20 protein-coding genes are annotated in these 23,222 nt (G+C 55.9%); all 20 read right to left on the bottom strand.

Translation table 11 applies throughout. From position 1 onward, the window contains the following. Window positions 1-6: 6 nt before the first annotated feature. Complete coding sequence (locus ACOCF6_RS09060; protein WP_482460061.1) at window positions 7-396, bottom strand: response regulator; 390 nt, start codon at window positions 394-396, stop codon at window positions 7-9. Next, the gene (locus ACOCF6_RS09055) at window positions 368-2,737 is read right to left on the bottom strand and encodes a sensor histidine kinase (RefSeq protein ID WP_482460060.1); all 2,370 of its coding nucleotides are present in this window, start codon (window positions 2,735-2,737) and stop codon (window positions 368-370) included. Before ACOCF6_RS09055 ends, ACOCF6_RS09060 begins: the two co-directional genes overlap by 29 nt. After that, window positions 2,734-4,704: an ATP-binding protein gene (locus ACOCF6_RS09050; RefSeq protein WP_482460059.1), complete on the bottom strand. Its 1,971-nt coding sequence runs from the start codon at window positions 4,702-4,704 to the stop codon at window positions 2,734-2,736. The genes ACOCF6_RS09055 and ACOCF6_RS09050 overlap by 4 nt, the downstream gene beginning before the upstream one ends. Next, the gene (locus ACOCF6_RS09045; protein ID WP_482460058.1) at window positions 4,692-5,300 is read right to left on the bottom strand and encodes a DUF1638 domain-containing protein; all 609 of its coding nucleotides are present in this window, start codon (window positions 5,298-5,300) and stop codon (window positions 4,692-4,694) included. The genes ACOCF6_RS09050 and ACOCF6_RS09045 overlap by 13 nt, the downstream gene beginning before the upstream one ends. Further along, window positions 5,297-6,334, bottom strand: coding sequence for a uroporphyrinogen decarboxylase family protein (locus tag ACOCF6_RS09040; protein WP_482460057.1), 1,038 nt, complete (start codon window positions 6,332-6,334; stop codon window positions 5,297-5,299). The genes ACOCF6_RS09045 and ACOCF6_RS09040 overlap by 4 nt, the downstream gene beginning before the upstream one ends. Then, window positions 6,331-6,996: a cobalamin B12-binding domain-containing protein gene (locus ACOCF6_RS09035; RefSeq protein WP_482460056.1), complete on the bottom strand. Its 666-nt coding sequence runs from the start codon at window positions 6,994-6,996 to the stop codon at window positions 6,331-6,333. The genes ACOCF6_RS09040 and ACOCF6_RS09035 overlap by 4 nt, the downstream gene beginning before the upstream one ends. 417 nt (window positions 6,997-7,413) lie before the next feature. Continuing rightward, window positions 7,414-8,262, bottom strand: coding sequence for a CZB domain-containing protein (locus ACOCF6_RS09030; protein ID WP_482460055.1), 849 nt, complete (start codon window positions 8,260-8,262; stop codon window positions 7,414-7,416). Between the two features lie 87 nt (window positions 8,263-8,349). After that, the gene (locus tag ACOCF6_RS09025; protein WP_482460054.1) at window positions 8,350-10,041 is read right to left on the bottom strand and encodes a methyl-accepting chemotaxis protein; all 1,692 of its coding nucleotides are present in this window, start codon (window positions 10,039-10,041) and stop codon (window positions 8,350-8,352) included. Window positions 10,042-10,435: 394 nt separating this feature from the next. After that, window positions 10,436-10,615, bottom strand: coding sequence for an SAP domain-containing protein (locus ACOCF6_RS09020; RefSeq protein WP_482460053.1), 180 nt, complete (start codon window positions 10,613-10,615; stop codon window positions 10,436-10,438). Window positions 10,616-10,706: 91 nt separating this feature from the next. Next, a complete protein-coding gene (locus ACOCF6_RS09015; RefSeq protein WP_482460052.1) occupies window positions 10,707-11,030 on the bottom strand; it encodes an STAS domain-containing protein in 324 nt (107 codons plus the stop codon). A gap of 253 nt (window positions 11,031-11,283) precedes the next feature. Then, the gene (locus tag ACOCF6_RS09010; protein WP_482460051.1) at window positions 11,284-12,204 is read right to left on the bottom strand and encodes a response regulator; all 921 of its coding nucleotides are present in this window, start codon (window positions 12,202-12,204) and stop codon (window positions 11,284-11,286) included. 43 nt (window positions 12,205-12,247) lie between these two features. Continuing rightward, the gene (locus ACOCF6_RS09005) at window positions 12,248-13,351 is read right to left on the bottom strand and encodes a PAS domain-containing sensor histidine kinase (protein WP_482460050.1); all 1,104 of its coding nucleotides are present in this window, start codon (window positions 13,349-13,351) and stop codon (window positions 12,248-12,250) included. After that, a complete protein-coding gene (locus ACOCF6_RS09000) occupies window positions 13,348-14,655 on the bottom strand; it encodes a SpoIIE family protein phosphatase (protein WP_482460049.1) in 1,308 nt (435 codons plus the stop codon). Before ACOCF6_RS09000 ends, ACOCF6_RS09005 begins: the two co-directional genes overlap by 4 nt. Beyond that, a complete protein-coding gene (locus ACOCF6_RS08995; RefSeq protein WP_482460048.1) occupies window positions 14,652-16,619 on the bottom strand; it encodes a PAS domain S-box protein in 1,968 nt (655 codons plus the stop codon). Before ACOCF6_RS08995 ends, ACOCF6_RS09000 begins: the two co-directional genes overlap by 4 nt. Continuing rightward, the gene (locus tag ACOCF6_RS08990) at window positions 16,609-17,595 is read right to left on the bottom strand and encodes a PAS domain-containing protein (protein ID WP_482460047.1); all 987 of its coding nucleotides are present in this window, start codon (window positions 17,593-17,595) and stop codon (window positions 16,609-16,611) included. Before ACOCF6_RS08990 ends, ACOCF6_RS08995 begins: the two co-directional genes overlap by 11 nt. Continuing rightward, window positions 17,585-18,040, bottom strand: a complete 456-nt coding sequence (locus ACOCF6_RS08985; RefSeq protein ID WP_482460046.1) for a response regulator — start codon at window positions 18,038-18,040, stop codon at window positions 17,585-17,587. The genes ACOCF6_RS08990 and ACOCF6_RS08985 overlap by 11 nt, the downstream gene beginning before the upstream one ends. Beyond that, window positions 18,033-19,790: a sensor histidine kinase gene (locus ACOCF6_RS08980; RefSeq protein WP_482460045.1), complete on the bottom strand. Its 1,758-nt coding sequence runs from the start codon at window positions 19,788-19,790 to the stop codon at window positions 18,033-18,035. The genes ACOCF6_RS08985 and ACOCF6_RS08980 overlap by 8 nt, the downstream gene beginning before the upstream one ends. After that, a complete protein-coding gene (locus ACOCF6_RS08975) occupies window positions 19,787-20,668 on the bottom strand; it encodes an ABC transporter substrate-binding protein (protein WP_482460044.1) in 882 nt (293 codons plus the stop codon). The genes ACOCF6_RS08980 and ACOCF6_RS08975 overlap by 4 nt, the downstream gene beginning before the upstream one ends. Window positions 20,669-20,795: 127 nt before the next feature. Next, the gene (locus tag ACOCF6_RS08970; RefSeq protein WP_482460043.1) at window positions 20,796-21,074 is read right to left on the bottom strand and encodes an endonuclease domain-containing protein; all 279 of its coding nucleotides are present in this window, start codon (window positions 21,072-21,074) and stop codon (window positions 20,796-20,798) included. 47 nt (window positions 21,075-21,121) lie between these two features. Beyond that, complete coding sequence (locus tag ACOCF6_RS08965) at window positions 21,122-23,197, bottom strand: TonB-dependent receptor plug domain-containing protein (protein WP_482460042.1); 2,076 nt, start codon at window positions 23,195-23,197, stop codon at window positions 21,122-21,124. Window positions 23,198-23,222: the final 25 nt, after the last annotated feature.

Here is a 23,222-nt window from a genome sequence, read left to right as displayed (position 1 = left end):
TGTGTTTCAGAGCTCGGCCGGGGGTTCCCCTGCCCTGGCAAGCAGTTCATGGATCCTGTCGATAATGGTCAATGGGTCGATCGGCTTTTCGAAGTAACCGGTGCATCCCGCATCAAGCACCAGGTCCATGTCGCCGGCCATGGCATAGGAAGTGATGGCGATGATCGGGATGGCCCCGTTTGCGCCGCTCTGGCGAATACGCCTGGTCGCTTCGAGCCCATCGATGTCGGGCAGGTTGATGTCCATGAGGATGAAGGTCGGGTGTTCGCTGGCAGCCAGTTCCACCCCCTTTGTTCCCGTGTCGGCAGAAACTACCTCGTAGCCGGCGCGCTGCAGCGCATAGGTTATCAGCCGTAAATTGTCCCGGTTATCCTCTACTACCAGTACCTTTTTCATAGATCCTCTCCGGAATCATCAGCGTGAACGTACTGCCGCTGCCGATAGTGCTGCTACAAAGTATATCACCGCCCAGAACTTCCACAATCAGTTTCCTGGTCAGGTACAGGCCAAGTCCGGTTCCGGGGGCGAGGGTTTTCAGGTGGGAATCCAGTCGAACGAACGGCTCGAATATCGTGGGAATATCCGCCATGGCGATGCCGATTCCGGTGTCACTGATAGAGATGCTGATCTGGGCGTTGTCACTCAGAGGCGCCTCCATTTCGTCTTTGTCCGTTTTGGTGCATGAAACGGTGATCCCGCCGTGTTCCGTAAACTTTACGGCATTGCTCAACAGGTTGATGATGCATTGCAGAAGCCTGCGCTTATCAGTGTGGAGCAATTGATGCACCAGCTGCAGCGTAAGCTCCATCCCTTTTTCCTTGATATCCTTTTCTACATACTGAACCGCTTCCGTCAACAGGTCGTACAGGTCGAACTCCTCGAAGCGGGCCTCTATCCTGCCTGCCTCGATCTTGGAAACATCGATCACGTCATTGATCAGGCTGAGCAGATGTTTTCCAGCGCGCTGGATGGTGTCGAGGTTTTCCTTCTGCTCCGGATTGACCGGGCCGAGCCAGCCGTCCCGGATAATACTGGAGAAGCCGATGATCGAGTTGAGCGGTGTCCGCAACTCGTGGCTCATGGATGCAATGAACATGGACTTCAGACGGTCCAATTCCAGCAGTTTGGAGTTTGCATCCTCCAGTTCCGTGGTCTTCAGATTCAGGTCCTCCACGATGTTCATCAGTGCCCGCTGACTCTCCTCCAGTTCGGAACGCTTGGACTCCAGGTCAATGGTTCTGATCTCCACCCGTTCTTCCAGCTCTTTGTTAAGACGGTTGATTTCCTCCTCACCATGTATCTGTTTGGTGATATTGCGGGCAATGGACGATGCCCCCACGAGATTTCCCACCGCATCTCTGATAGGGGCTATGCTGAGTGATATGGATATCTGTTGGCCATCCTTGCGCATGCGCTTGGTGACAAAGTGTTCAATGCGTTCACCCTGCTTGAGCGCCGCCATAATGCTGGCAAGCTCCAGTTCCCGGTCGGGAGGATACACCATGGCAATCGATTGTCCGATTGCTTCATCGGGGCTGTAGCCGTAAATCCGCTCTGCACCATGGTTCCAGGAGAGTATGATCCCGTTTGAATCCTTGGCGATGATGGCATCGTCAGAGGATTGAACTATGGAGCTCAGCAGGTGTTCCTGCTGCAGTGCCTTGCGCCGCTCGGCGATGTCATACACGGTCGAGCGGCCCATCGTGAAGTTGCCGGATTCATCGTAGACCGCCGTGGCGCTCATGAGTACCGGAATGGTTGTGCCATCCTTGCGCAGCATCTCGAATTCCAGGTCCTTGATCCATCCCTGGGCCATAAAACGGGGAAAATTGTCTTGGAAGGTCTGCTGATGATTCTCTTTGATAAAATCTGAGAATTTCCTTCCGAGGATCTCGTCCCGCGCATATCCGAGCAACTGGAGCTCGGTATCATTTATCCGTACAAACGTGCCGTCCTTGTCCAGGGTGTGGTAGCCGCAGGGCGCCTGATTGTACAGGTCCTGAAACTCCTCCTGCACCCGTACGCGTTCCGCCAGCTCCTGCTGCAGCCGCTCGTTGGCGCTATGCAGCTCAAAGGTCCGTTCCGCCACTCGCTCTTCCAGCTCGTTCCTGCCCTGACGCAATTCCTCCTCGACCAGCTCGCGCTCCTCGATCTCCATCGCCAGCTTTTCGTTTATAACGCTCAGCTGATCATAGGCCTGTTGAAGTCTGGTCTGCCCGAGGATTTCGTTTTTCAGTACCAGGGCGGCATGATTGAAAAAGGTCGGCAGCTGTTCGTACAAATCGTGCATTCCGAGATGGAGGTTCTCCATCTTGAGGACCCCGACAAGATCTCCCCCCACCAGGAGCGGATAGACCCAGGTGTAGGCATTGGTGAACTCCCGGGTTGTCAGCTGTGTATCGTCAAACGGATTTTCTACCTCGATCGGTTCGCGGCTGGTCTGTACTTTCTGCACCAATTCGTCTTCGATGGCGGCGAGCTGCTGTTTCCTGCCGTAGACGTCCGCAGAAAAAATATCGTCGTCGATCCAGTAGTAGAGGATGATGGTTGTCCCCCCCACAACATCAAGGATGTGGCGCATCAGGCAGTCAACCGTATCATCCAGACCCGAGGCCGCATTCACCTGGTTGATCAGACGGATGATCAGCTGGAGATAGGACTTGTCCCGTGCCATTTTTTTGGCGCGTTCCTCTAGATACACCAGCCTGCCCGAGGGTATGGTTACGCTCTCTTTCATTCAGTCCCCTGAGAGTTGTTCGTTATTTGTTCTCTGCTTTGCGGCAGGGTGATGGTGAAGGTGCTCCCGGTGCCGATTTCGCTCTCAACCTCGATCAGCCCGCCATGCTTGTTGACGACGATGTCGTAGGCGATCGCCAGTCCCAGTCCGGTCCCCTTGCCGACCTCTTTGGTGGTGAAGAAGGGGTCGAAGATGCGCTTGATATGTTCACGCGGTATTCCGCTGCCGGTGTCGCTGATGACGATGCGGACCGCTCCCTCCTCTTCTCTGGTTGCAATCCGGATTTCCCCCTGATCCTTGATGGCGTGGGCGGCATTGACCAGGATGTTCAAAAAGACCTGATTGAGCTGGCCCAGGTTGCACCAGACCAGGGGCAGCTGGCCGTACTCCTTGATAATGGTTGCTTTATACTTGAGCTCGTTCCAGGCGATGGAGATGGTGCTCTCCAACCCCTCGTTGATATCGGCAGCGACGAACTGGGCACCATCGATCCGGGAGAAGCTCTTGAGGTCCTGAACGATCTGGCGGACGCGCTGGGCGCCCTCGGAAGACTCGGTTATCAGATCGGGCATATCCCTGCAGATGTGGTCGATCTTGTACTTCAGCCGCTCCTGGGCCGCCATCTGCCGGATCTCCGGGTCGCATCCGGCCAGCAGCTTCTCATCGGAAGCCAGATAGGCGGTCATTTTTTCCACATACTTGCCCAGACTCCCCAGGTTACTGATAATGAAGCCCATCGGGTTGTTGATCTCGTGGGCCACGCCGGCCGCCAGCTGGCCGATGGATGCCATCTTGTCCTGCTGGAGGAGCTGCCCCTGGACCTTTTTCAGGTCATCATAGGCCTGCTGCACCTCGGTATTCCTCTCATTCAGTTCTGTCGTCCGCTCCTGAACACGCTGTTCAAGATTCTCATTCAGTTGTTCGAGTTCGCTCTGTGCCTTTCGACGCTCCTGTATCTCTTTTTCCAGCAGGGCGGCCTGTAGCTGAAGACTTTCCTGTGCCATCTGCCGCTCGGCGACCTCCTGTTCGAGCTCGACCGCCTGGATATGGATGGCCTCTTCGTCCCGTTTGCGCTCGGTGATGTCGCGACCTTCTGGAAGCAGCAGCACGATCTTGCCAGACTCATCCCGAACCGGTTTTATGGAAAAATCTATATAGCGCAGGGTGCCATCAACTGCTTGATGGGTAGTCTCGAAACGGATGAATTCCCCCTGGGCGGCTTTCTGTACCGCCTGTTGCACGAGCTTTTGTTCCTCCTGCGAATGTTTCCACCAGGGTGTTTCCCAGAATGGCCTGTTCAGTGCCTCCGCTTCACTGATCCCCGAGAGCTCCAGTGAGCTTTTGTTCGCTTCAATCAGGACGCCATCCGTCGTCAACAGACCGATAAACTGAAATGTCTGGTCGAAAATGGCGTGAAACTTACGCTCGCTCTTGCGAAGCGCGTCTGCCCCCATGCTGTTATTGAGGATTGTGGCGACGTAGGTGAAGAAGGTCGGCAGGGTGCCGTACAAGTCGTTCATGCCGATCTGCAGGTTTTCCAGCTTGATGACACCGATCCGTTCTGTGCCTGCCAGAAGTGGAAACACCCAGGTATAGGCCTTGGTGAATTCCTGAGTCAGCATCTGCGTATCGCAGAATGCGTGTTCAAGCTCCATGGGCTTGCCGGATTCCAGCACGGTTCTCACCAGTTCGTCGCTTATGCGCTCAAGCTTCTGCCGTTTGCCGAAAATATCCGCGTAGTGCAGCTCGCCATCGATCAGGTAATAGAGAATAATGTTGGCGCCGCCGAGAACATCGAGAATGTTGTTCAGCAGGGTTTCGATCCTGTTCTCCAGACCCTGGGCGGCACTGACCTTGTTCATCAGGTTGATGATCAACTGCAGGTAGGACTTGTCCTGGGCCAGCTTGCGGGCGCGCTCCTTGAGGCGGGCCAGTTCCTCGGCGGGTATGGTTGTCATTTCTGGCATGTCGCTGCTCGCATTTTTCTGTCGATGACTTCCTGCAGCACCATTTCCAGGTGGTCCAGCGAAACCTCCATTCTGCGCAGTGGCAACCCCACCAGGCGGCCGGCCGCTTCCGCATCTTCAGAGAAATTTCCGGAACAGGGTGTCGAAACGCAGAGCAGATAGCCCCGGTCCCCCTGATACATCTCCCGGATGACCTTCCGGTTTGAACCGAAGGTGGCGGTGACAATCTGCTCCCAGTGCCGCGCCCACTCTTCCAGAAGAAAGAAGGCCCCCTGTTCCAGTTCCCGGGTGAAGCGCTCCGGTCCCAGGAGCATCTCGACGCAGTTCTGTCCCACGGTCCGGTATGTCCCGGCAGCATGGAGGATCGACTCCATCAGCGGGTGGCAGGCCCCATAGAACACAATGATCTCACGCCCGGTATGGTGCTCGAGGGCGGACGTCAGTGCCAGGGACAGTTTTTCAAAGTTTATGTGCAGGCTTGAATCGAGAAAGTGCGTTTCAAGCGGCCAGCCATTTTTCTCTATCAGAAAACGGATTTCGTTGCGCAGAATACCGCAGCCCAGGAGGAGCGGGACAGGGGAGGGCGGCATGGTCATGGCGCATCGAACCGCCCGTATTCGTAGGCCGCCTCCAGCATTGTCCGGATGTTCTCCTCCGGGATGTTGTAGGGCATGACCAGAGTGCCGAACAGGAATTTACCGCCCGGTTTGCCGGCCGCGATCATCCGCTTGACCTCGGCCCTGATCTCCTCCCTTGACCAATGCAGGAGCATGATGTCGTTGATCACGCCGCAGGTCAGTCCCCGGCCGGCAACCAGCCGTTTCCCCTCGGCAATATCGTCCATGGGGCTGAGGTAGAACACGCCGATCCCCAGGCGATGTATGACCGCCTGGATGACATTGTTGAAGCGGGCGCTGCCGCAGTAGTAGACGATACCGGCTGTGCCGCCCGGACCGAGATCACGCTCCATCCAGGGGAGCGCAAGCTCGTTGAAGAACCTGCGCGGGATAAAGTCGGTGGAGCCGAAGGGATTGGAATACACCAGGACGTCTGCGCCGGCAGCGCGGTAGGCAGCGACCTGTTTCTGGAAAAAATCCGAACATTTGGTCAGCAGTTCATCGCGCAGGTCATTCGGTCCCATCATAAGCATCTGCATCCATTTTTCCATTCCCATCAGCAGGGCCGGCATGGTCATGGAGGCGGTCAGATAGGCACAGATCGGATATTTTCCGCCCGCTTCGGCCTTGAGGATCCGCAGGCATTTCAGCTCTTCGGCAAAGGCCGGATGGGAGGTGATATCGTCCGGGACCTTCAGCCGGGCGATATCTCCATAGTTCTTGATAATCATCTCACCTACATTGGGTGGGCCGTCCTTGGCAAAGATCATCTTGCGGCATCCCAGCAGTTCGGCTTCCTTGCCCACATAAAAAAGGCTCCAGAGACAGTCATAGCCGTATCTGGCGCGCATTTTGAGCTGCGCCTCGGCAACGTGTTCACCGCTGGAGTAGTATTCCTCCAGGGGGAGGCCCAACTCCCTGGCCCCCTGGTCCAGCAGGTTGCAGAAAACCGGAATCCGGTCAGCCAGGGTACCGTTTATGGCAGCGGCCAGTCGCTCCATGCCTGTCATCATGGTCGCACCTCCCGGATGAGATCGGTGATCATCCTGCTTGCCAGGATGCCGTTTTCTGCCCAGGCATCGGCCCCCACGGTCCGGTACAGATCCGGGTCGAAGCGGTATGGCGCACCACCTACGGCAATCCGGATCCGGGTCTCCAGTCCCTGCTCTTTCAGGAGCTGGCGCACCCGGCGGCAGCCGTTCTCTCCCTTGGCTGTATGAACCATCATGGAAGAAATGGCGATGACCTGGGCGTCCCGGGCCACGGCCTCATCAACGAAGCGCTCCGGCGCCACGTTGAGTCCGAGATCGGTTACCTCGATCATCATGGCCTTCAGGCAGCCGCTGACGATCCGTTTGCCGAGGCCGTGAAAATCCCCCTGGGCAGTTCCGATAACAACCCGGCCGATGATGTCGGGTGCCTGCTTGAATTGTGGCACCATCTCATCGACCACCTCCGATGCGATCTGGGCCGCCATGAAGTGCTGGGCCAGGCTGACCCCCTGATTTTCGCTGATCGACTGCATCATCAGCTCGATGGCCGGTACCACAACCTCGAACACCACCTCTTCCGGTGAAATACCCAGACTCAGGGCATCGCGCACAACCAGCAGCGCCTTGTCCCGATCGGTGTCCATGATGGCTTCGTTATACTGACTCATCACCTGTTCCAGCATGTGTCCTCCTGACTGTACCGGATTAACGAAATCATATCCCTTGATTATCGGATGTCAAGGTTACCATTCGTCATTCCTGTCAGCTTCCTGGTTCACGTGCTCAACTCTGCCGGCTGCTGTTCCGGACCGACAAAAAAACCTGCATTTTCTATTAAAATGCAGGCGTTAGTCTATGTTGCAGCAATGCAATGGCACGTCGATTTAGCGGGTGTCAAGCAGCGCTCTGACTTTTCTCGCCAAATCAAGAGGTCTGAAGGGCTTCATGAGAATTTCAGATCCGTTGTTACAGAGACCTCTGATGTTGAGCAGGTCAGGGCTGTAACCAATTCAGATTTCCGGCAGCATGTTCGACCAGCAGGATAGAGATAGTTCCACGTACCGGCATTGGTTTTCTCCCGTTTCACACAATCAAGGGACTCAGGACTCAAGCATATTGTGGTTGTTCTCTAAAAGTAACTTATCCAGCTCTACAATCAATATCTCAGCGTCAACGCCTTCGGACTTGAGAACGCCATATGCATCCACAAATCCGATCCCATGCCGGTCAATCAGCTTCGGTAGCGGAAAGGTAATATCGTCAAGCATGCCAAAATAACGCGGCTCGTCCACTGCCAGGGCGACTTTACTGGATTCGTCAGCATGCACAACAATGGCATATTCGGTATATGCTTTCTGCAGTTCGCTCCTGGTCTCATCAAACAAGGTAATAAGTTGGCGTAACACCCCTTGTTCCGATTCGTGAATAAGTCGCTGAGCAGCTTCATTTTTGCCTTCGGCAATAAACTGTTTTGAGCGGGTAGCAATACCGTGGATTTGCTGGTGAGGCGCATCGAATTTTGCCAGATGTCGCTTTAATGCAAGATTATCTGTCTGAAAGGAGTCATACCATTTTCCGAACGCACATTTGTGGGGATTGGTTTCAACCGTTATTTCCGTACCGGAGTCAATTGCATCTTTCAGCTTTGCAATCCAGTTCAAATGATCCTGTTTGCGTTGCTGTAACATTGCATCGAATTTATCAATTTCATCGTGCACACTGGCAGCCCCGATTTTCTTCCGAAAGTCGTAGATTGTTATCGGTTGACCCATAAAATCCATCACCCCACGGGTTTGATCCGACATCGCAGGCATCTTTGTGGCATGAGGAACATCAAGCACTGAAATGATTTTCTGAAATGGCAAGGCAAACAGGCGTTCATCTGCAACAAAGACCAGATAGCTTTCCCGAGGGTCATACTTTTTCCCGTTGTCTGTCAGGCTCTCCATGATCTGCTCCTTATAACTTCGGAATATTCTTGAATGCTGCTCACGGCAATGTTCCTACATTGTTCAGCTGGTGCACGAAGCATTGCGCTATGGGCAATTCACAAATTCCTCTTCTGCATGCTCCGGACCAAGCAACTCGCCCAACGGAATGTTATAGCAACCGTCAGCAGCAGGTTTATTCATAGAATCGGTGCGGCTTTTGCGATCGATTTGTGGGGCTTGTCGCTTGTACTGCCGAGCTTGAATGGAGCGCACCGGTTGCCGGGAAGCACTGTTGTCAAGGCGGAAGAAGGAGATGGTGTCTTTCAGCAGATCGGCTTGGCTGGCAAGCTCCTCGGAGGTGGAGGCCATTTCTTCGGAAGCGGATGCGTTCTGCTGGATAACGCTATCCAACTGTTGTACTGCCTTGCTGATCTGCTCGGCGCCACTGTCCTGTTCTTTACTGGAGGCTGATATCTCCTGGACCAGTTCAGCTGTTCGCTGAATGTCGGGGACCATCTTGCCCAGCATCTCTCCGGCGGTCTCGGCCACCTTGACACTCCGTGACGAAAGGGTGCTAATTTCGCCGGCTGCGGTCTGTGAGCGCTCTGCCAGTTTCCTGACCTCACTGGCGACAACAGCAAAACCTTTGCCGTGCTCACCGGCCCGGGCCGCCTCGATGGCTGCATTCAGGGCAAGCAGGTTGGTCTGGCGAGCGATCTCTTCGATAATGGAGATCCTGGTGGCGATTTCCTTCATTGCGACAACAGTTTCGGCAACTGACTTGCCTCCTTCCTTGGCACCGACTGCGCTCTTGACGGCGATCACTTCCGTCTGGCCCGAATTGTCGGCGTTTTGCCTGATGCTGGAGGTCATCTGCTCCATGGAAGATGATATCTCTTCAGCGCTTGCAGCCTGTTCGGTTGCGCCCTGGGACATCTGCTGGGCGGTGGCCGATAGTTGCTGGCTGCCGGAAGCCACGTTGTCGGTGGCGCTCATCACATCACCCACAACCGCTCGGAGTTTAACGATCATATCTTTCATGGCGGCAAATGCACCCGTATCCGTTGTTTTGCCTGATTCAAGCACCATGGTAAGATCCCCTCCGGAAATTTTCCCGGCGATTTCGGCGATATATGCCGGTTCGCACCCCAGTTGCCGCAGCAGGTTGCGAATCAGCATGGTTGCGAAAAACAGGGAACAAAGTATCCCGACCGCAATTACGCATATGGAAATATTACGGTTTCGCAGATATTGGGCGGCGCTTTTGTCGTATTCGGTTTTTGCCACCTTCAACTGTACTTCAACCAGTTGGCTGAAGCGGTCGGATACCGGGTCAATAACCGGATACAGCTCAGAGATGGTGAATTTTGCCAATCCGTCCCTGTCTTCCTTCTGCAGCAGTCCCTTGAGTTTTGTCACAGCAGTATCGGCTTTGTTCATGAGCGGTGAGATTTCATCTACCAGCTTTTTCTCTTCCGCTACCAGGGTTGTTGCAAGATATGCCTTCCATTTCTCATTGACAGATTTCATGGCCAGATCGACATTTTTCAGGCCTTCCTTCCAATCCATATTACCGTTACGCACCTTGTGAGAAGTGTCCACGATGTTGACCGCATACATGTCTGCAATTGATTTCAGCTGTTCGAGCGGTACAACGCGATCCTTGTAAACCGTATCCAGGCTGGCATCGGCATCTTTGGCCGTTTTCAAACCTAATGCCCCGATTGCAGTGAGCAGAGCCGACATAAAACCGATCAACAGGTACAGCCGAGTTCCGACCTTCATTTCCTTGAACATGTGCGACCTCCCATAACGTTTTGAACTTCTGGCCTGAGCACGATTTATTTACAGCACCAAAACACTATTTCGATCTTATACGTCGTGAATGACGCGACTGATTCACTTCGAGGATTTAAAATCCATGTCTTTGCTGTCTCTTATGTCAGAGCTAACGCCGCCCCACGGGTTTCACTACAGATCTCAAAACAGATCAGTGTGTGCCATACACCTGTTACAGGAGCTTGAAGCTAAAGGGCGATCTCGGTCACAATCTGCACGCCACCCATAACCTCGAACGTGCCGGCCAGAGAGAGGTTCCAGAGATGCTCTCGACAGGCATCCCTGTCGGCATCCGGGTACCTCTGGTGGATAAACAGCCTTTTTCATGGTTAGTGACTGATCGGAATACATTTTACGTACAGATTTCACGCCAGCTGCACCCAATTTGACCGCAGGTGGCAGACTTGCCGGCCTCAAAGCAGGGTTCATTTCCCTCGGCCCTCTGGATGGCCTTTACCAGATCGGACTTCTTCATCCTGCTGGCCTTGATGCTGTACAACTCTGCGATTGATTTGATCACTTCAAGTTTCATGATTTCAATCCTCCTGACGTTTAATTTCCGAAAACTACGTATGTTTTCCGTCGCATCGATATATGTCATTGTCGTCTAACGCTACGAGTGTTCAAACAAAGCCCCGTTCCTGCAGCTCGTTTTCAAACACCTGTGCGATACCCTGTCGCTGCTGGGCTTCTAGCATCCATTCAGGCATGTTGACCAGTTCGGGGCGAACTCCGCGCAACTGCATGCAGTGAAGCCAGACATACAGCAATTGAAAACCGCTCAGATCGATTTGATCGATACCGCTGCAATCGATTACAACGCTGCCGCCGGGTCGGGAGTTTCTGATTTCCAATTCAGTCAGCCGGGTCACCTGCTGGACAACTCCTGCAATGGTCCAATCACCGATTAGACGTGTTGTTGCGGCACATGACGGGGCGGGTTTCATATACTATTCCTTTCGAGTGCCAGCCAGTCAATTACCTGCAGCTCCGGCTTGACACCTGGTCACAATAATAAATAAATCTAACGAAAAAAATATTAGCGCAATAAAATGAGTTGTCACGAAACTATTTTCGGCATGTAAGGAGTAGGGGAAACCCTACCTGATGGCTTACTGGTTGAATTGATGAAGGATGGGGTTTGAGGGACGAAACAATCCGGCTTGATTGAAAGTCTGACTATGTGTTGGCGTCCAAAGCTCAGATGAAATTTGTTCCATCAATTGAGATCAGGCCGCTGCGCGCGGCGTAGGTAATGAGCTGCGCAATGTTCTTCAGTCCGAGCTTTTGCTTGATGTGCTTGCGATGGGTCTCGATCATCTTGATACTTACTCCGAGCTCAAAGGCGGTTTCCTTGGTGGTATATCCCCTGGCGGTAAGTTTCAGCACTTCCTGTTCCCGCTTGGTAAGCGCTGGAACGACCTGCCCGGAGGCAGATGCTGTTCGGGGAGCGAACCCCTTGATCATGATTTCCGTTGCGCCGGCGCAAAAATATGGCTTTCCTGCGAAGATTGCCCGGATGGCCACCACCAGCTCTTCGGAGGCGCAGTCTTTCACGAGATACCCCTTGGCGCCCGCCTCCAGGCTTTCGAGGACACAGTTCCTGTCCAACAGCATGGAAAGCACCAGGACCCTGCTGTCAGGGTTGATTTCCAGGATACGGCGGGTCGACTCAATACCACCCATGCCCGGCAGGGACAGGTCCATCACCACAACGTCGGGTGCATGCTCCTGGCTTTTTTTTACGGCTTCCCGGCCGTCGGAGGCTTCAGCTACGATGTAGATGTCTTCGGCATCGCCCAGGAGAGCCGCCAGGCCGTCCCGCAAGATTTTATGGTCGTCGACCAGCAGAACCTTTATGGCCGTGAGGTGTTTGGGGGGGCGCATATTGGTATAGGTCAACAGCGCACTCTCCACATCATCCCTGGTCTGGCGGAGCTCCATGTTCTGCATCTCCAGCTCGATCTGGGTGACCTGGAGTTCATGGACGAGATTCAGTGTGTCTTCCTGTGCCCGGTAAAACTGTGCATAAGTGGGTTCCGCTTCCAGTATGTGCTCTTCTGCCTGACGGCGCAGTTCAGCTGCGTCAATAGGCAGGTGCCGGTCTTTCCTTAATTGCATTTCAAACCTCCCGTTTATGCAGGTGCTTAGGCGATACGGATTTTCATCCTTCGGGCTGAATAGCCGCCAACGGCACCCCGATGGTCACGCGGGTTCCGATTCCTGGAACGGATTCTGCCTCGAAGGTTCCACCAAGATGGGTGATCCTGCGCCGTATGTTGAAAAGGCCGAAGCCTCCCCCCTCTTTGGCGAAGCTTGCCTCAATGGCAGCCGGCTTGAACCCGATACCGTCGTCTTCGACCCTGATGAGAACTCTGTTGTTTTCACGGTAGACAGCCACTCGTGCACTGTCCGATTTTGCATGTTTGGCGATATTAATAAGCAGTTCGCGGACAGCGAAATAGAGCACGGAGCGGATCTCTTCCGTCAACGGTTTATCACGGGCATCGTCCATGACGGTAACCAGCAGGTTGAAATCTGATTCAATCTGTTTTCCCAGCCACTTCAGGGCTGCCGCCAGTCCGCCGATCTCCAGAATCGGGGGACTGATCACATGGGTCAGAGAGCGCACGCGCTGGATCATGTCGCCCAGCATCTCCCGCGTCTTGCCGAGAATGCCGGCTTGTTTGTCCGTCATCGGTATCTTTGCAAGCATCCCCAGGTTGATCCGGGCAAGAACAAGATCCTGACCGATATTGTCGTGGAGTTCGGCTGCGATGCGCCGACGTTCCCGCTCCTCGGCCAGTGAAAGCTCCACCGTCACCTCGGATAGCCGTTGCTGCCTGTCATGGAGCGCCAGTTCGGCCTGTTTACGCTCGGTCATATTCTGGGCAATTACCGCAACACCGATGATCTCTCCTGTGTCAGACTTTATGGGGCTGTGTGATACTTGAAAATATTGCCGTGATTGAAGTTCATCCCCCGAATAGGCCTCTTCCACAAGTTGTTCACCAGCCAATGCCTTGTCAAGGTTGCGCCGGGATGTCTCCCGATCCTCCGCCACAGTCATATAATCATACAGGCTGTGGCCGTGTTTGATTTCCGCTCCGTAGAGCGCTTTCATGACAGAGGCGTGCCCCTTGTTGAAACTTGTGTAACGGTAGTGGCGGTCAACGGAAAAGATCAGAGCGTTGGCGCTGTCAATGATGCTGCGTAATGTCGCGTACTGTACTTCCAACGTTTCCCCTGCCAGCGTGCATCCGGTCATTTCGCTCTTTCCTCCGCTCCGGTGTACATCTCCTTCAGCGCCCCCGCAGCCCCCTGTGCCAGCCTTATAATCAGAACCGTCAGGTCATCGGAGGAAGGCTGCTCGGGCGCCGCCAGGGCCAGAAGCCGGGTCAGCATCTCCCGGGCGCTGGTTGCTCCCTCCAGCCGGCCGGACAGTATCCGGCTGTTGAGCGCCAGTTCCGGCCTGTCATCGATCAGCCCGTCGCTGTGCAGGACCAGGGCATCTCCGGGTTCGAAGGTCAGAGTCCCTTCCTGATACTGCTCATCGGCCAGTATCCCCAGAGGGAGCCCGCGCGGAGCGAGCCCTTCAACGCTTCCGTCGCAGCGTCGCAGGAATACATAGCCATGCCCGCAGTCCACATATGTCAGTGTACGGGTGTGTATGTTCAGATGGGCATGGAACAGCGTCACGAAGCTTTCGAAGCGTTCCAGGTTGGACCTGATGGCACGCTCGGCCAACTGCACGGCCGCAGCAGGTCCATTCTGCAGTGTGGCGGCATGGATGGCGGCCATGGTCGTCATCATGAGCATGGCCGCACTCATGCCGTTACCCATGACATCGCCAAGCGTTATGGCGATAATGCCGGGAGCCACCTCGATCCAGTCATAAAAATCGCCGCCCACCTGTCGTGCCGGCAGGCAGCGAGCGGCGAACTCGAAATCAGGCAGATCAGGATACCTGTCCGGCAGGAGCCGTGCCTGCACCTCCGCAGCGCAGGTCAGTTCTGCCTGGAGCCGGTAACGCTGCTCTTCGCTTTCATGTAAGGCCATTTCAGCCTGGTTGCGTTCCAGAAGGGTCTGTTCGAGTTCACGGACCTTTTCTTCAAGCTTGGCTGCCACAACGCTGCTGTATTTCCTGAGATACTCCTTTTCCTCTTCCATTAAGGTCGCATCAGCTGGCGTTTTCCTGTCTGCCGCACGTCGCTGCAGGATGGCGGCCAGTTCTTCCCAGATGGCTGCCGGCTCCATCGGTTTGGCGATAAAGGCATCCGCGCCGAGGGATAGGGCCAGCTCCTTATCCTTCAGGCCAGTGTACACGGCGGAATGAAAGACAAAGGGGATGGTCCGGAGTTCAGGGTCCATCTTGACCATGCGCATAAACTCGAATCCATCCATGCGCGGCATGAGGGCATCGGAGATGATCAGGTCCGGCCTGAACTCATGAAGCCGTTCAAAGCCGTCCTGACCATCCTTTGCCTCGCAAACCTGGCAGCCATGGTGTTCCAGGGTGTAGCGCAGGATTCTCCGGTCATCGGCATTGTCATCAACGATCAAAACGTTCACCTATTTCCTCCGCTCTCCATTGAAACGCTCTTGTCAGGGGCCGCTTGCAGTTGGTCATGATTGTGTTCCAGTTTCCTGATCCGCTCCTTCAACTCCACCATCCGCAGCTCACGTCCGACAAAGGCCTTGTTTATCTCTTCCAGCTCATGATTTCTCCGTTCAAGTTCCCTGGTGCGTACCCTGACCCTCTGTTCAAGCTCTTCATTCAGCTTTTTCAGCGCTTCCTCGCTTTCCTGCAGGTCGCGGTGAGACAACAGGCCGGTCAAGGTATCGGCCAACCGTCTGCTGATCTCCTGAAAAAGACGCTGTTCTTCCGCGGTCCAGACGCGCGGATGGGAGCATTGGTGCAGGCCGAAGGCCCAGGGCTTGCCCGACTTGGGATGCAGCGCGACCATCATCATGGACTGAACGCCGAATTGCTCGGCGCTCACCTTGTTGACGGGCCTATCCGTGCCAAGGCCAAACGTCACCGGACCCCCGGATTCCAGGGTTTCCCGCAGGTTCAGGGCCATGTCCGGCGGCATCGGCACGTCCTCATTCAAGATCCCGGCGCCCGGATATTCAGGTCGGGTAATTTCCATGGGCACCCGAAATGACGTCGCATCAGGGTCGCAGGGATAGAAGAGCCAGGCCCGGTCGCACTCAAAGATCGAGAGCGCTGTCTCCAGCGTATCGATCATCATCTGATTAAGATCGTTTGCCCCCTGAATAGCCCGGTTGACCCGGTCCAGGTTTTCAAGGAACTTGAGATGCGCCAGACGCTCTGCTTCCGCACGCTTGCGATCGGTGATGTCAATGTTCGTGCCGATCATGCGCAGGGGCTTGCCATCCGCATCCCGGAATGTCTGCGAGTCCGCCTTGATGTAGCGGACCGTGCCATCCGGCCGGATGATGCGGAACTCCGGCCCATACTGGCGCTCGCCGCGCAGGGCGGCCTGAATCTCCCCTTCCGTATGCTCCCTGTCCAGGGGATGGATGGTACGTGCCCAGGCGTCGTATGCACCGCCGAAGTCTCCCTTTTGGATGCCGTACAAACGATACATGGAGTCGTCCCACGCCAGTTCGTTTTTCGGTATATCCCAGTCCCAGATCCCGATTTGTGCGGCGTTGGTTGCCAGGAACAAACGCTCGCTCATCCGGGTGAGCTCATCTTCAGTGTGTTTGCGGACGGTGATGTCGCGGGAAACGGTCATCACGCTCACAACCCGTCCTTCGCGGTCAAATTCCGGGAAGGCATAAATGTTGAACCAGCAATCGATGTTGCCGGCATTTGGCCAGATGATGTCAATGAACTCGGCAACGCCGCTCTCCAAAACCCTGCGCAACAGCTTCTGAACGAGTTCCGCACTAGCTGCGGGTAATGGCGAGCGTTCTGCGGGTGAGGTGGCAAGCAATTCCTGCTCGGAAAGCCCGGCTACCTGGAGGTATGTCGGATTGACGTAGGTGCGCCGACAGTCCCGGTCATAGCGCGCGATAATGTCCGGTGAGTTCTCTATCAGGGCGCGAAACTCCTGTTGGGCTTCGTAGAGCGCATCCTCCACCCGTTTCCGGTCAGTGATGTCCACAAAGGAAACGATAACCTGTGTTATCTCCCCGTCATCTGCGTATTCGGGCTCGGCATTTACCAGCACCCAGGTGACAGCATCCCGGCCCAGGCGGCTGATTCCGCTCACATAATCCCTGAGCGGCTGTCGGCTGGAGAGCACCAGGCTGGCCGGATATTCGTCGACGGGTAAAACGGAACCGTCTTCGCGCAGAAAGTGCCATTCCGGGTCGATCAGGGTTCGGCCTGCAAGCTGTTCCGCGGAAAGTCCGAGCAGTTCCTGAGCCAGGGGATTACTGTCCAGGATGCGCCCCTGGCCGTCATGGAGCACGATGGCGGTCCGCACCTTCTGGATGAGTGAGCGGTATCGTTCCTCGCTTTCACGGTAGAAGTGACTTTCAAGGCTGTTATTATCGGGCATTTTGCCCCCCATTTCCACCGGATCTGGTTTCCAGCTCCTTGATCCGCTCCTTCAACTCCATCATGCGCAACTCCCGTCCGACGAAGATCCGGTTCAGCTTTTCCAGTTCCGCGTTTTTCTCTTCCAGTTCGGCTGTCCGCTGTTTTATACGCAGTTCGAGCTCGTCCTTTAGTTGGTGCAACTCTTCCTCGGCCCGTTTTCTTTCGGTAATGTCAGCGAACATTCCGAAGGACCCCTGGAAGTGCTCTTCATCGTCAAAGATGGGGACTGCGGAGACAAGAGTCCAGACAGTCTCTCCGTCGCCACGGCGGAACCGGCGTTCGTAATGTTCACCAATACCTCGGCGTCGGCGCTCTATTCGCTGCAGATGATCGGGCAAGTCCTCCTCGAACATAAACTCGGTCATCGGTCTGCCGCTCATCTCATCAAAGGAATAGCCGAGTATTTCAGTCATCCGGGCGTTGACGAAGGTTGTCGTAATTTCCGGTCCGAACATCCAGATCCCCTCGGTGGCAGTGTCCACGATGCGACGGTACTTCGCCTCGCTTACGCGCAGCTCTTCCTCGGCTCGCCGGCGCGCCCTCTGATCCCTGACCTCATCGAGCGCCCGCTGTATCGCCAGCGGCAGCTTGTCCAACCGCTCCTTGAGCACATAGTCCGTGGCGCCCAGTTTGAGGAGCTCCACGGCCTTTTCCTCGCCGACGGCGCCGGAAACAACGATGAAGGGCAGGCTGGGGCAGATGGATCGCGTCAGTACCAGCGCCGCCGGGGCCTCGAGACCGGGAACCAGGTAGTCGGCCAGGACGAGGTCGTACTCTCCGTGCTGGAGATATGCGCTGAAATCCTGTCCGTTGGCCGCCCAGTCCAGTTGCAGAGGAAAACCGGCGTCAATCAGCCGTTCCCGGATAAGCTCCGCATCCTGTGACGAATCCTCCAGGTGCAGGATCCGCAGCGGTCGGTCGTTGTCATTGCTCATGATGGGGTACCCCTTGCGGCAGTTCGTTCAGCATGGCCCAGAAAACCCCGACCTGCTTGACCGCCTCGACAAACTCCGTGAATTTGAGCGGCTTGACCACGTAGGCATTGCTTCCCAGTTCATAGCTCCGGACCAGGTCGTGTTCCTCCCGCGAGGAGGTCAGCATCACCACTGGGATCAGTCTCAGATCCGGATCCGAGCGGATGGCCCGCAGCACATCGATGCCGTCCATGCGCGGCATCTTGATATCGAGGATCACCACCGCCGGATTGCCCGGCTGGCGCTGGGTGAATTTACCCTGGCAGCGCAGGTACTCCAGCACCTCCACGCCGTCGTGGACCAGGGTGACCCGGTTGACCAGGTTGTTTTCGGCCAGGGCCTCCAGGGTCAGTTCGGCATCCCGGGGATTGTCTTCCGCCAGCAGGATCGGTTTCAGTTCAGGCATGGTGCGCCTCCTTTGGTGATGGCAACGAGAAATAAAACGTGGCCCCCTGGTCCGGCTCGGCCTCGGCCCAGACCCGGCCCCCATGACGGGTGATGATGCGCTGCACGGTAGCCAGGCCGATGCCGGTCCCCTCGAATTCCTCCTGGGAGTGCAGGCGCTGGAAGACGCCGAAGAGTTTGCCGGCATACTGCATGTCGAAACCGACCCCGTTGTCCGCGACCACGAAGATGATTTCATCTGCTCCCGCACGGGAGCTGACCTTTATCCGGGCAGTCTCCCGGGTCCGGGTATATTTGGCGGCATTTCCCAACAGGTTGGCCCACACCTGCCGCAGCAGGGCGTAGTCACCCCTGACCGGCGGCAGCTCCTCTATGACCCATTCGATGGTGCGGCCGGCGCAACTCTCCTGCAAGGGGGTGAGCACATCCTGGAGGGCCTGGTTCATGTCCATGGTTTCCTGGCGCATCTCTGCGCGCCCGGTGCGGGAGAACTGCAGCAGGTCGTCGATCAGAAACCCCATCTGGTGGGCTGAGGCGGCAATGGTGTCGATATAGTGCAGCCCCTTATCGTCCAGTCCTGCGCGGCAGCGCGAGACCAGCAGGTCTACGTAGCCGTCGATATGCCTGAGCGGCGCTCGCAGGTCGTGGGACACGGAGTAGCAAAACGCCTCCAGCTCCCTGTTGGACGCCTCCAGTTGGGCGGTACGCTCGTTCACCCGTTGTTCCAGCGATTCGTTCAACCTGTGGAGATCTTCCTCCGCCCTTTTACGTTCGGTGATTTCGTCCAGCAGTTCTCTGTTGGCCTGCGCCAACTGGAGAGTCCGCTCTTCAACGCGTTTTTCCAGAGAGTCTTTCGCCGCTTGCAACTCCTTGGCCCCCGTGGCAAAGGCATCGGTCAGCATGTTGACGCCGTTCACCAGGTTGCGCCATTCCCCATCGAACAGCTCGGCATTGCCGCGGCTTTCAAGTCTCCCTTCCTTGACCGCCAGCACAAGCGAGTCGGTTTCATGCAGCACCTGCTGAATGGTAGCTTTCATCCGCTGAAAGGCATTGGCCAGTACTCCGATTTCATCGTGTCTCTGTTTGTCCAGCTCCTGGCTGAAGTCTCCTTCGGCGATGCCGTTGGCTACATGCACGATCCTCGTGAGCGGCCGGATCGCCAGGGTGACCAGGAAGTAGACAATTATGCTGCTGCTGGTGGTAAAGAGGAGGAGCAGCAGCAGACCCCGTTCGACGATCCGTTTCTCGGCATCCCGCATGGAGGCTTTGGAAAAAACCAGCCTGACCCAGCCGATATGCTCTCTGATAGTCTTGTCGCTATCGGACTCATGAATGATATCCGTATCTTTCGACAACCTTTCTGCAAAGATGGGGGCATAAAAGACAAAGAAATCTCTTTCCTCGGCGATGGCAACCGGTACGTTCGGTGTCAGGCCGGACTGCGGTCCGGAGTGCGGAGGGCCATCGTGGATCAGTTCCTTCATTCTGCTGTCGTAGAAAGTGACGGAGGAGATATCTGACCTGGCCTTCAGGAACGAAACGATATCCTTCAGCAAATGCGGGCTTCCGGAAAGGATCGGCAATTCGCCGTTCTTGGTCGCCATCGATGTAATCGCTTCCGCTCTTTTGACGATCTCTTGCCGGATGATTCTCTTCTCGGTCCTGATGGATTCAAAGGTATAAACGAGCGAGGCGGAGACAATGACCGCGATCAGGAAAATGAGCGCTTTGATCTTGACGGATATTTTCATGGGTAGACCCTCTTGGCCGCTTTCATCAGCCCATCCGGAATCGGGATGCCCATTTTTCTGGCGGTCTCCCTGTTCAGGTACAGCTCGAATTTTTTGGCCGGCGCGGGGGGGAGGTGCTCGATCCCCGTGCCGCTGTTAACGATTGTTGCATATTCGCCGATCTGCCTCCCCATTTCGCCCAGATCGGCCACCAGGGCGAGCAATGCGCCGTCTCTCACCTGCTTTTCCGAAATCCCCAGGAGCGGGATGCCCCTTCTGAATGAGAGGAGATAGGTTTCTGTTATGGCGGCGGGAGTCAGGAGAGAGGCATTCGGCAGGAGCAGGACTGCATCCTTGTTGTTGAGCTGTTTCAGTCGGTCGATCAATTCGGTACTGTTCTTTACGCTGTACCCGTCCCAGCGTGGCAGGACGTTTCCGTTCAGGATGCGCAACTGGTCGCTGCTGCCGATAATTGCGACATTCTTGATGGAATGGAGGTGCTTGCCTAGAAGTTCGGCGTATTCCCTGGCCGGTGTGGCCATGTAGATACCGGTTGTGTTTGCCCTGTTGACGGGGGGGGTAAGAACAAAGCCGTATATAACCGGAATGTCGGCAGGCAGATTCTGCGCTTCGCCGAGAGCTTCCCTCCCAAGTGCGATCACGACTCTGGGCTGTTCATTCCTGACAACGCGTTGGAGAGTCCCTTTTACTTCTGCTGGAGAGTAGATGCTGATCGAGCTTCGCAACGTTTTTCTGATGCCGGAAACGACCTCCGCAACCAGCTTGAGTTGGGCATCTCCGATAATAACGACCTCTGACGCCTCGGTCTGTGTGACAAACAGACCGAGGGTCACGAGGATCAGGAACAGGATCGATATGAGGTGAGCTGTTTTAGGCACAATAACCTCGGGTTTAAACGCCCCCTCCCCTCGCGGGAGGGGGTTGGGGGGTGGGGGAAGTCACTTCAAGGCAACACTGCCTGATGACTTCAAGCACCCCATCGATGTTTTCAAAAACCTCATTGTTTCAGAATCGCAGTATCGTAAAACCTTTTCTTCGCAGACAAGCATCTCTCTGTTCGTCGTACTGCTGATTTTCCGCATGCTGGCCACCGTCAAGTTCTATGATTATTTTGGGTGAGAAATAGACAAAGTCAACGATGTATGACTCAATAGGTTGCTGCCTGCGAAACTTGACTCCTTCAAGCTGGCTGCTTCTCAAAGACCGCCATAGCAGACGTTCTGCGTCAGTGCTGTTATTGCGCAAATCTCTGGCAAATGTTTGAAGAGAATGTTGTGGTTTCATGGCAACCTCCCCCACCCCCTAACCCCCTCCCGCAAGGGTAGGGGGAATCAAAACTTGTACAGCAGATTCGCCTGCACCGAGATCCCTTCGCGGGGATAATCTCCGGGAATCTTGTTGGCAGCGCCGGATGTGTCCGGATCGGAATAACGTGTGTCGAACAGGTTGAACACCGCCACCTGGAGCTCCAGCCCCTTGAGGAAATGATGGGCCGTCAGCGCCAAATCCACGGTCGTGTAATCCGGCATCTCCGGCCTGGTGTCGCCGGTGTCGCGCGGCCTCGGGCCGGTCCAGCGCAGGTCGCTGTGCAGATTCAGATACCTCGTCAGGGCGTAATTCAGGCTGCCGGTGGCACGGTGGGACGGCACGTAGGGGAGCCGCTGTCCGGTGAGATCGTCGCGCGGATCCTGCCAGGTGTAGGTCACCCGCCACTGAAGGGTGGTAAGGGGTTTGCCGCTCAAGCCGAGCTCCACTCCCTGGGTCACGGCTTTACCGATATTGCGTTCCACTGCGGGTGTGATGGAACTGTCCTTATTGATCAGATTGTCGATGGTGCTATGGAAGTAGTTCAGGTCAATGTTCAGTGCCCGGGAAAACCGGTAGCTGGCACCGGCTTCCCAGGTCTCGATCCGCTCCGGTTTGAGCGCCGGATTGCCGAGCACTACCGGATTGTTGATGTCATACAGTTCCTGGAAGCTGGGGGCCCGGAAGGCCCGGCCATAGAGCAGTTTCAGATCCATATCGTCAAACAGGTTCCAGACCAGGGCGGCGCGCGGATTGATCGTGTCGCCGAAGTCGCTGTAGTGATCGTAGCGTACACCCGCCGTCAGGTTGAGCCTCTCCAGCAGTTGCCACTCGTCCTGCAGATAGGTCGCCCAGATCTGTCGGCTTGTCTCCCTGTTCCAGTTGGCAACCTCCTGGAACGGACCGATATCGGCGTAGGTCAGCGGATTGAAGTTGGCCATCTGCTTGACGTAGTATTGCTGCATGTCTTCATAGGCCAGGCCGACGATCAGCCGGTTCCCCTTGAAGGGGATCCAATCGACCTGAATCTCCGTGCCGAACGTCCTGTCTTTCACCTGGGGATTACCGATCATCCCTTGGGGAAAGCCTCCACCGAACCCGTTCGGGAATATCTTGACGCGCGGATCCTGGCTGAAGTGGTCATAGGATAGTTTAATATGGGCGGTCAGGGTATCGGAGAGGCGCAGGTCGTAGGCCAGTTCCCCCCAGTAGTTCTCCTTATCGCTGTACGAGTCGTCCGTGAGGGCATTGCCCATGCCGATATAGTACCCTTTACGCGAGGTGAGGTAGTGACCTCGAAAGGAGAGGTCGCCATAGATCACCTTCAGGAAGGCATCGGTCTGTTCGGCATCGAGATGCGCCGTGCCGGGCGCCATGGACCAGGGTGTGCTTCTCAGGGCGTCGGACTCCACGTGCAGTTTGGGGCCGTTAGTCCGGACATAGTCGAAGCTTCCCGAGGCGGCCAGCTTGTCGTCTGAGGAGATGACGCCGACCAGATTCCCCTGGAAGGTGTCAAAACTGCCGCCCCCCACCTTTGTCTCCAGATGGTCTATTTCATCGGCATCGCGGGTGATGACGTTGATGGTGGCCACGAAGGCGCTGCTGCCGTAGAGGGCCGAACCGGGGCCGCGCACCACCTCCACCTGCCTGATGTTCTCCACCGGGAGCGTATCCGCCAGCTGGTACAGGGCGCTGCCGTTAATGTTCCTGTTCAGGGAATGGCCATCGATCATGACGAGGATCTTGTCGTTCATGCTCGTCCTGATGCCGCGTACCTCGACCATGTTGACCCCCCACGCGTTGGTTGATATCCCGATCCCCGGCACCATCCGCAGCACGTCCAGCAGATTGCGCGCTCCCATGTACCTGATCTCGTTGGCAGTTATGATGGTGGCGATGGCCGGTGCCTTGCGCAGCGGGGTAGAGTGTTTCGTGGCGGTGACCAGGGCCTGCTCGTCATACAGAAGCTGCAGTTCGGCCTGTTCGTCAACGGTTATCGCCGCCTGGTCTGGAGGTGCAGCGTTCTCAACCGCCCCGGCACGGGCGACAATTGACAACTGGCACAACAGCAACACCACCGCAATTGACGTTTGGACTCTCATGGCCTATCTCCTTCCAGCTTCCTGA

This window comes from Geobacter psychrophilus (genome assembly GCF_056821595.1).
Note: the sequence above shows the minus strand (reverse complement) of the source record. Positions and strands in the feature narration are given on the sequence as shown.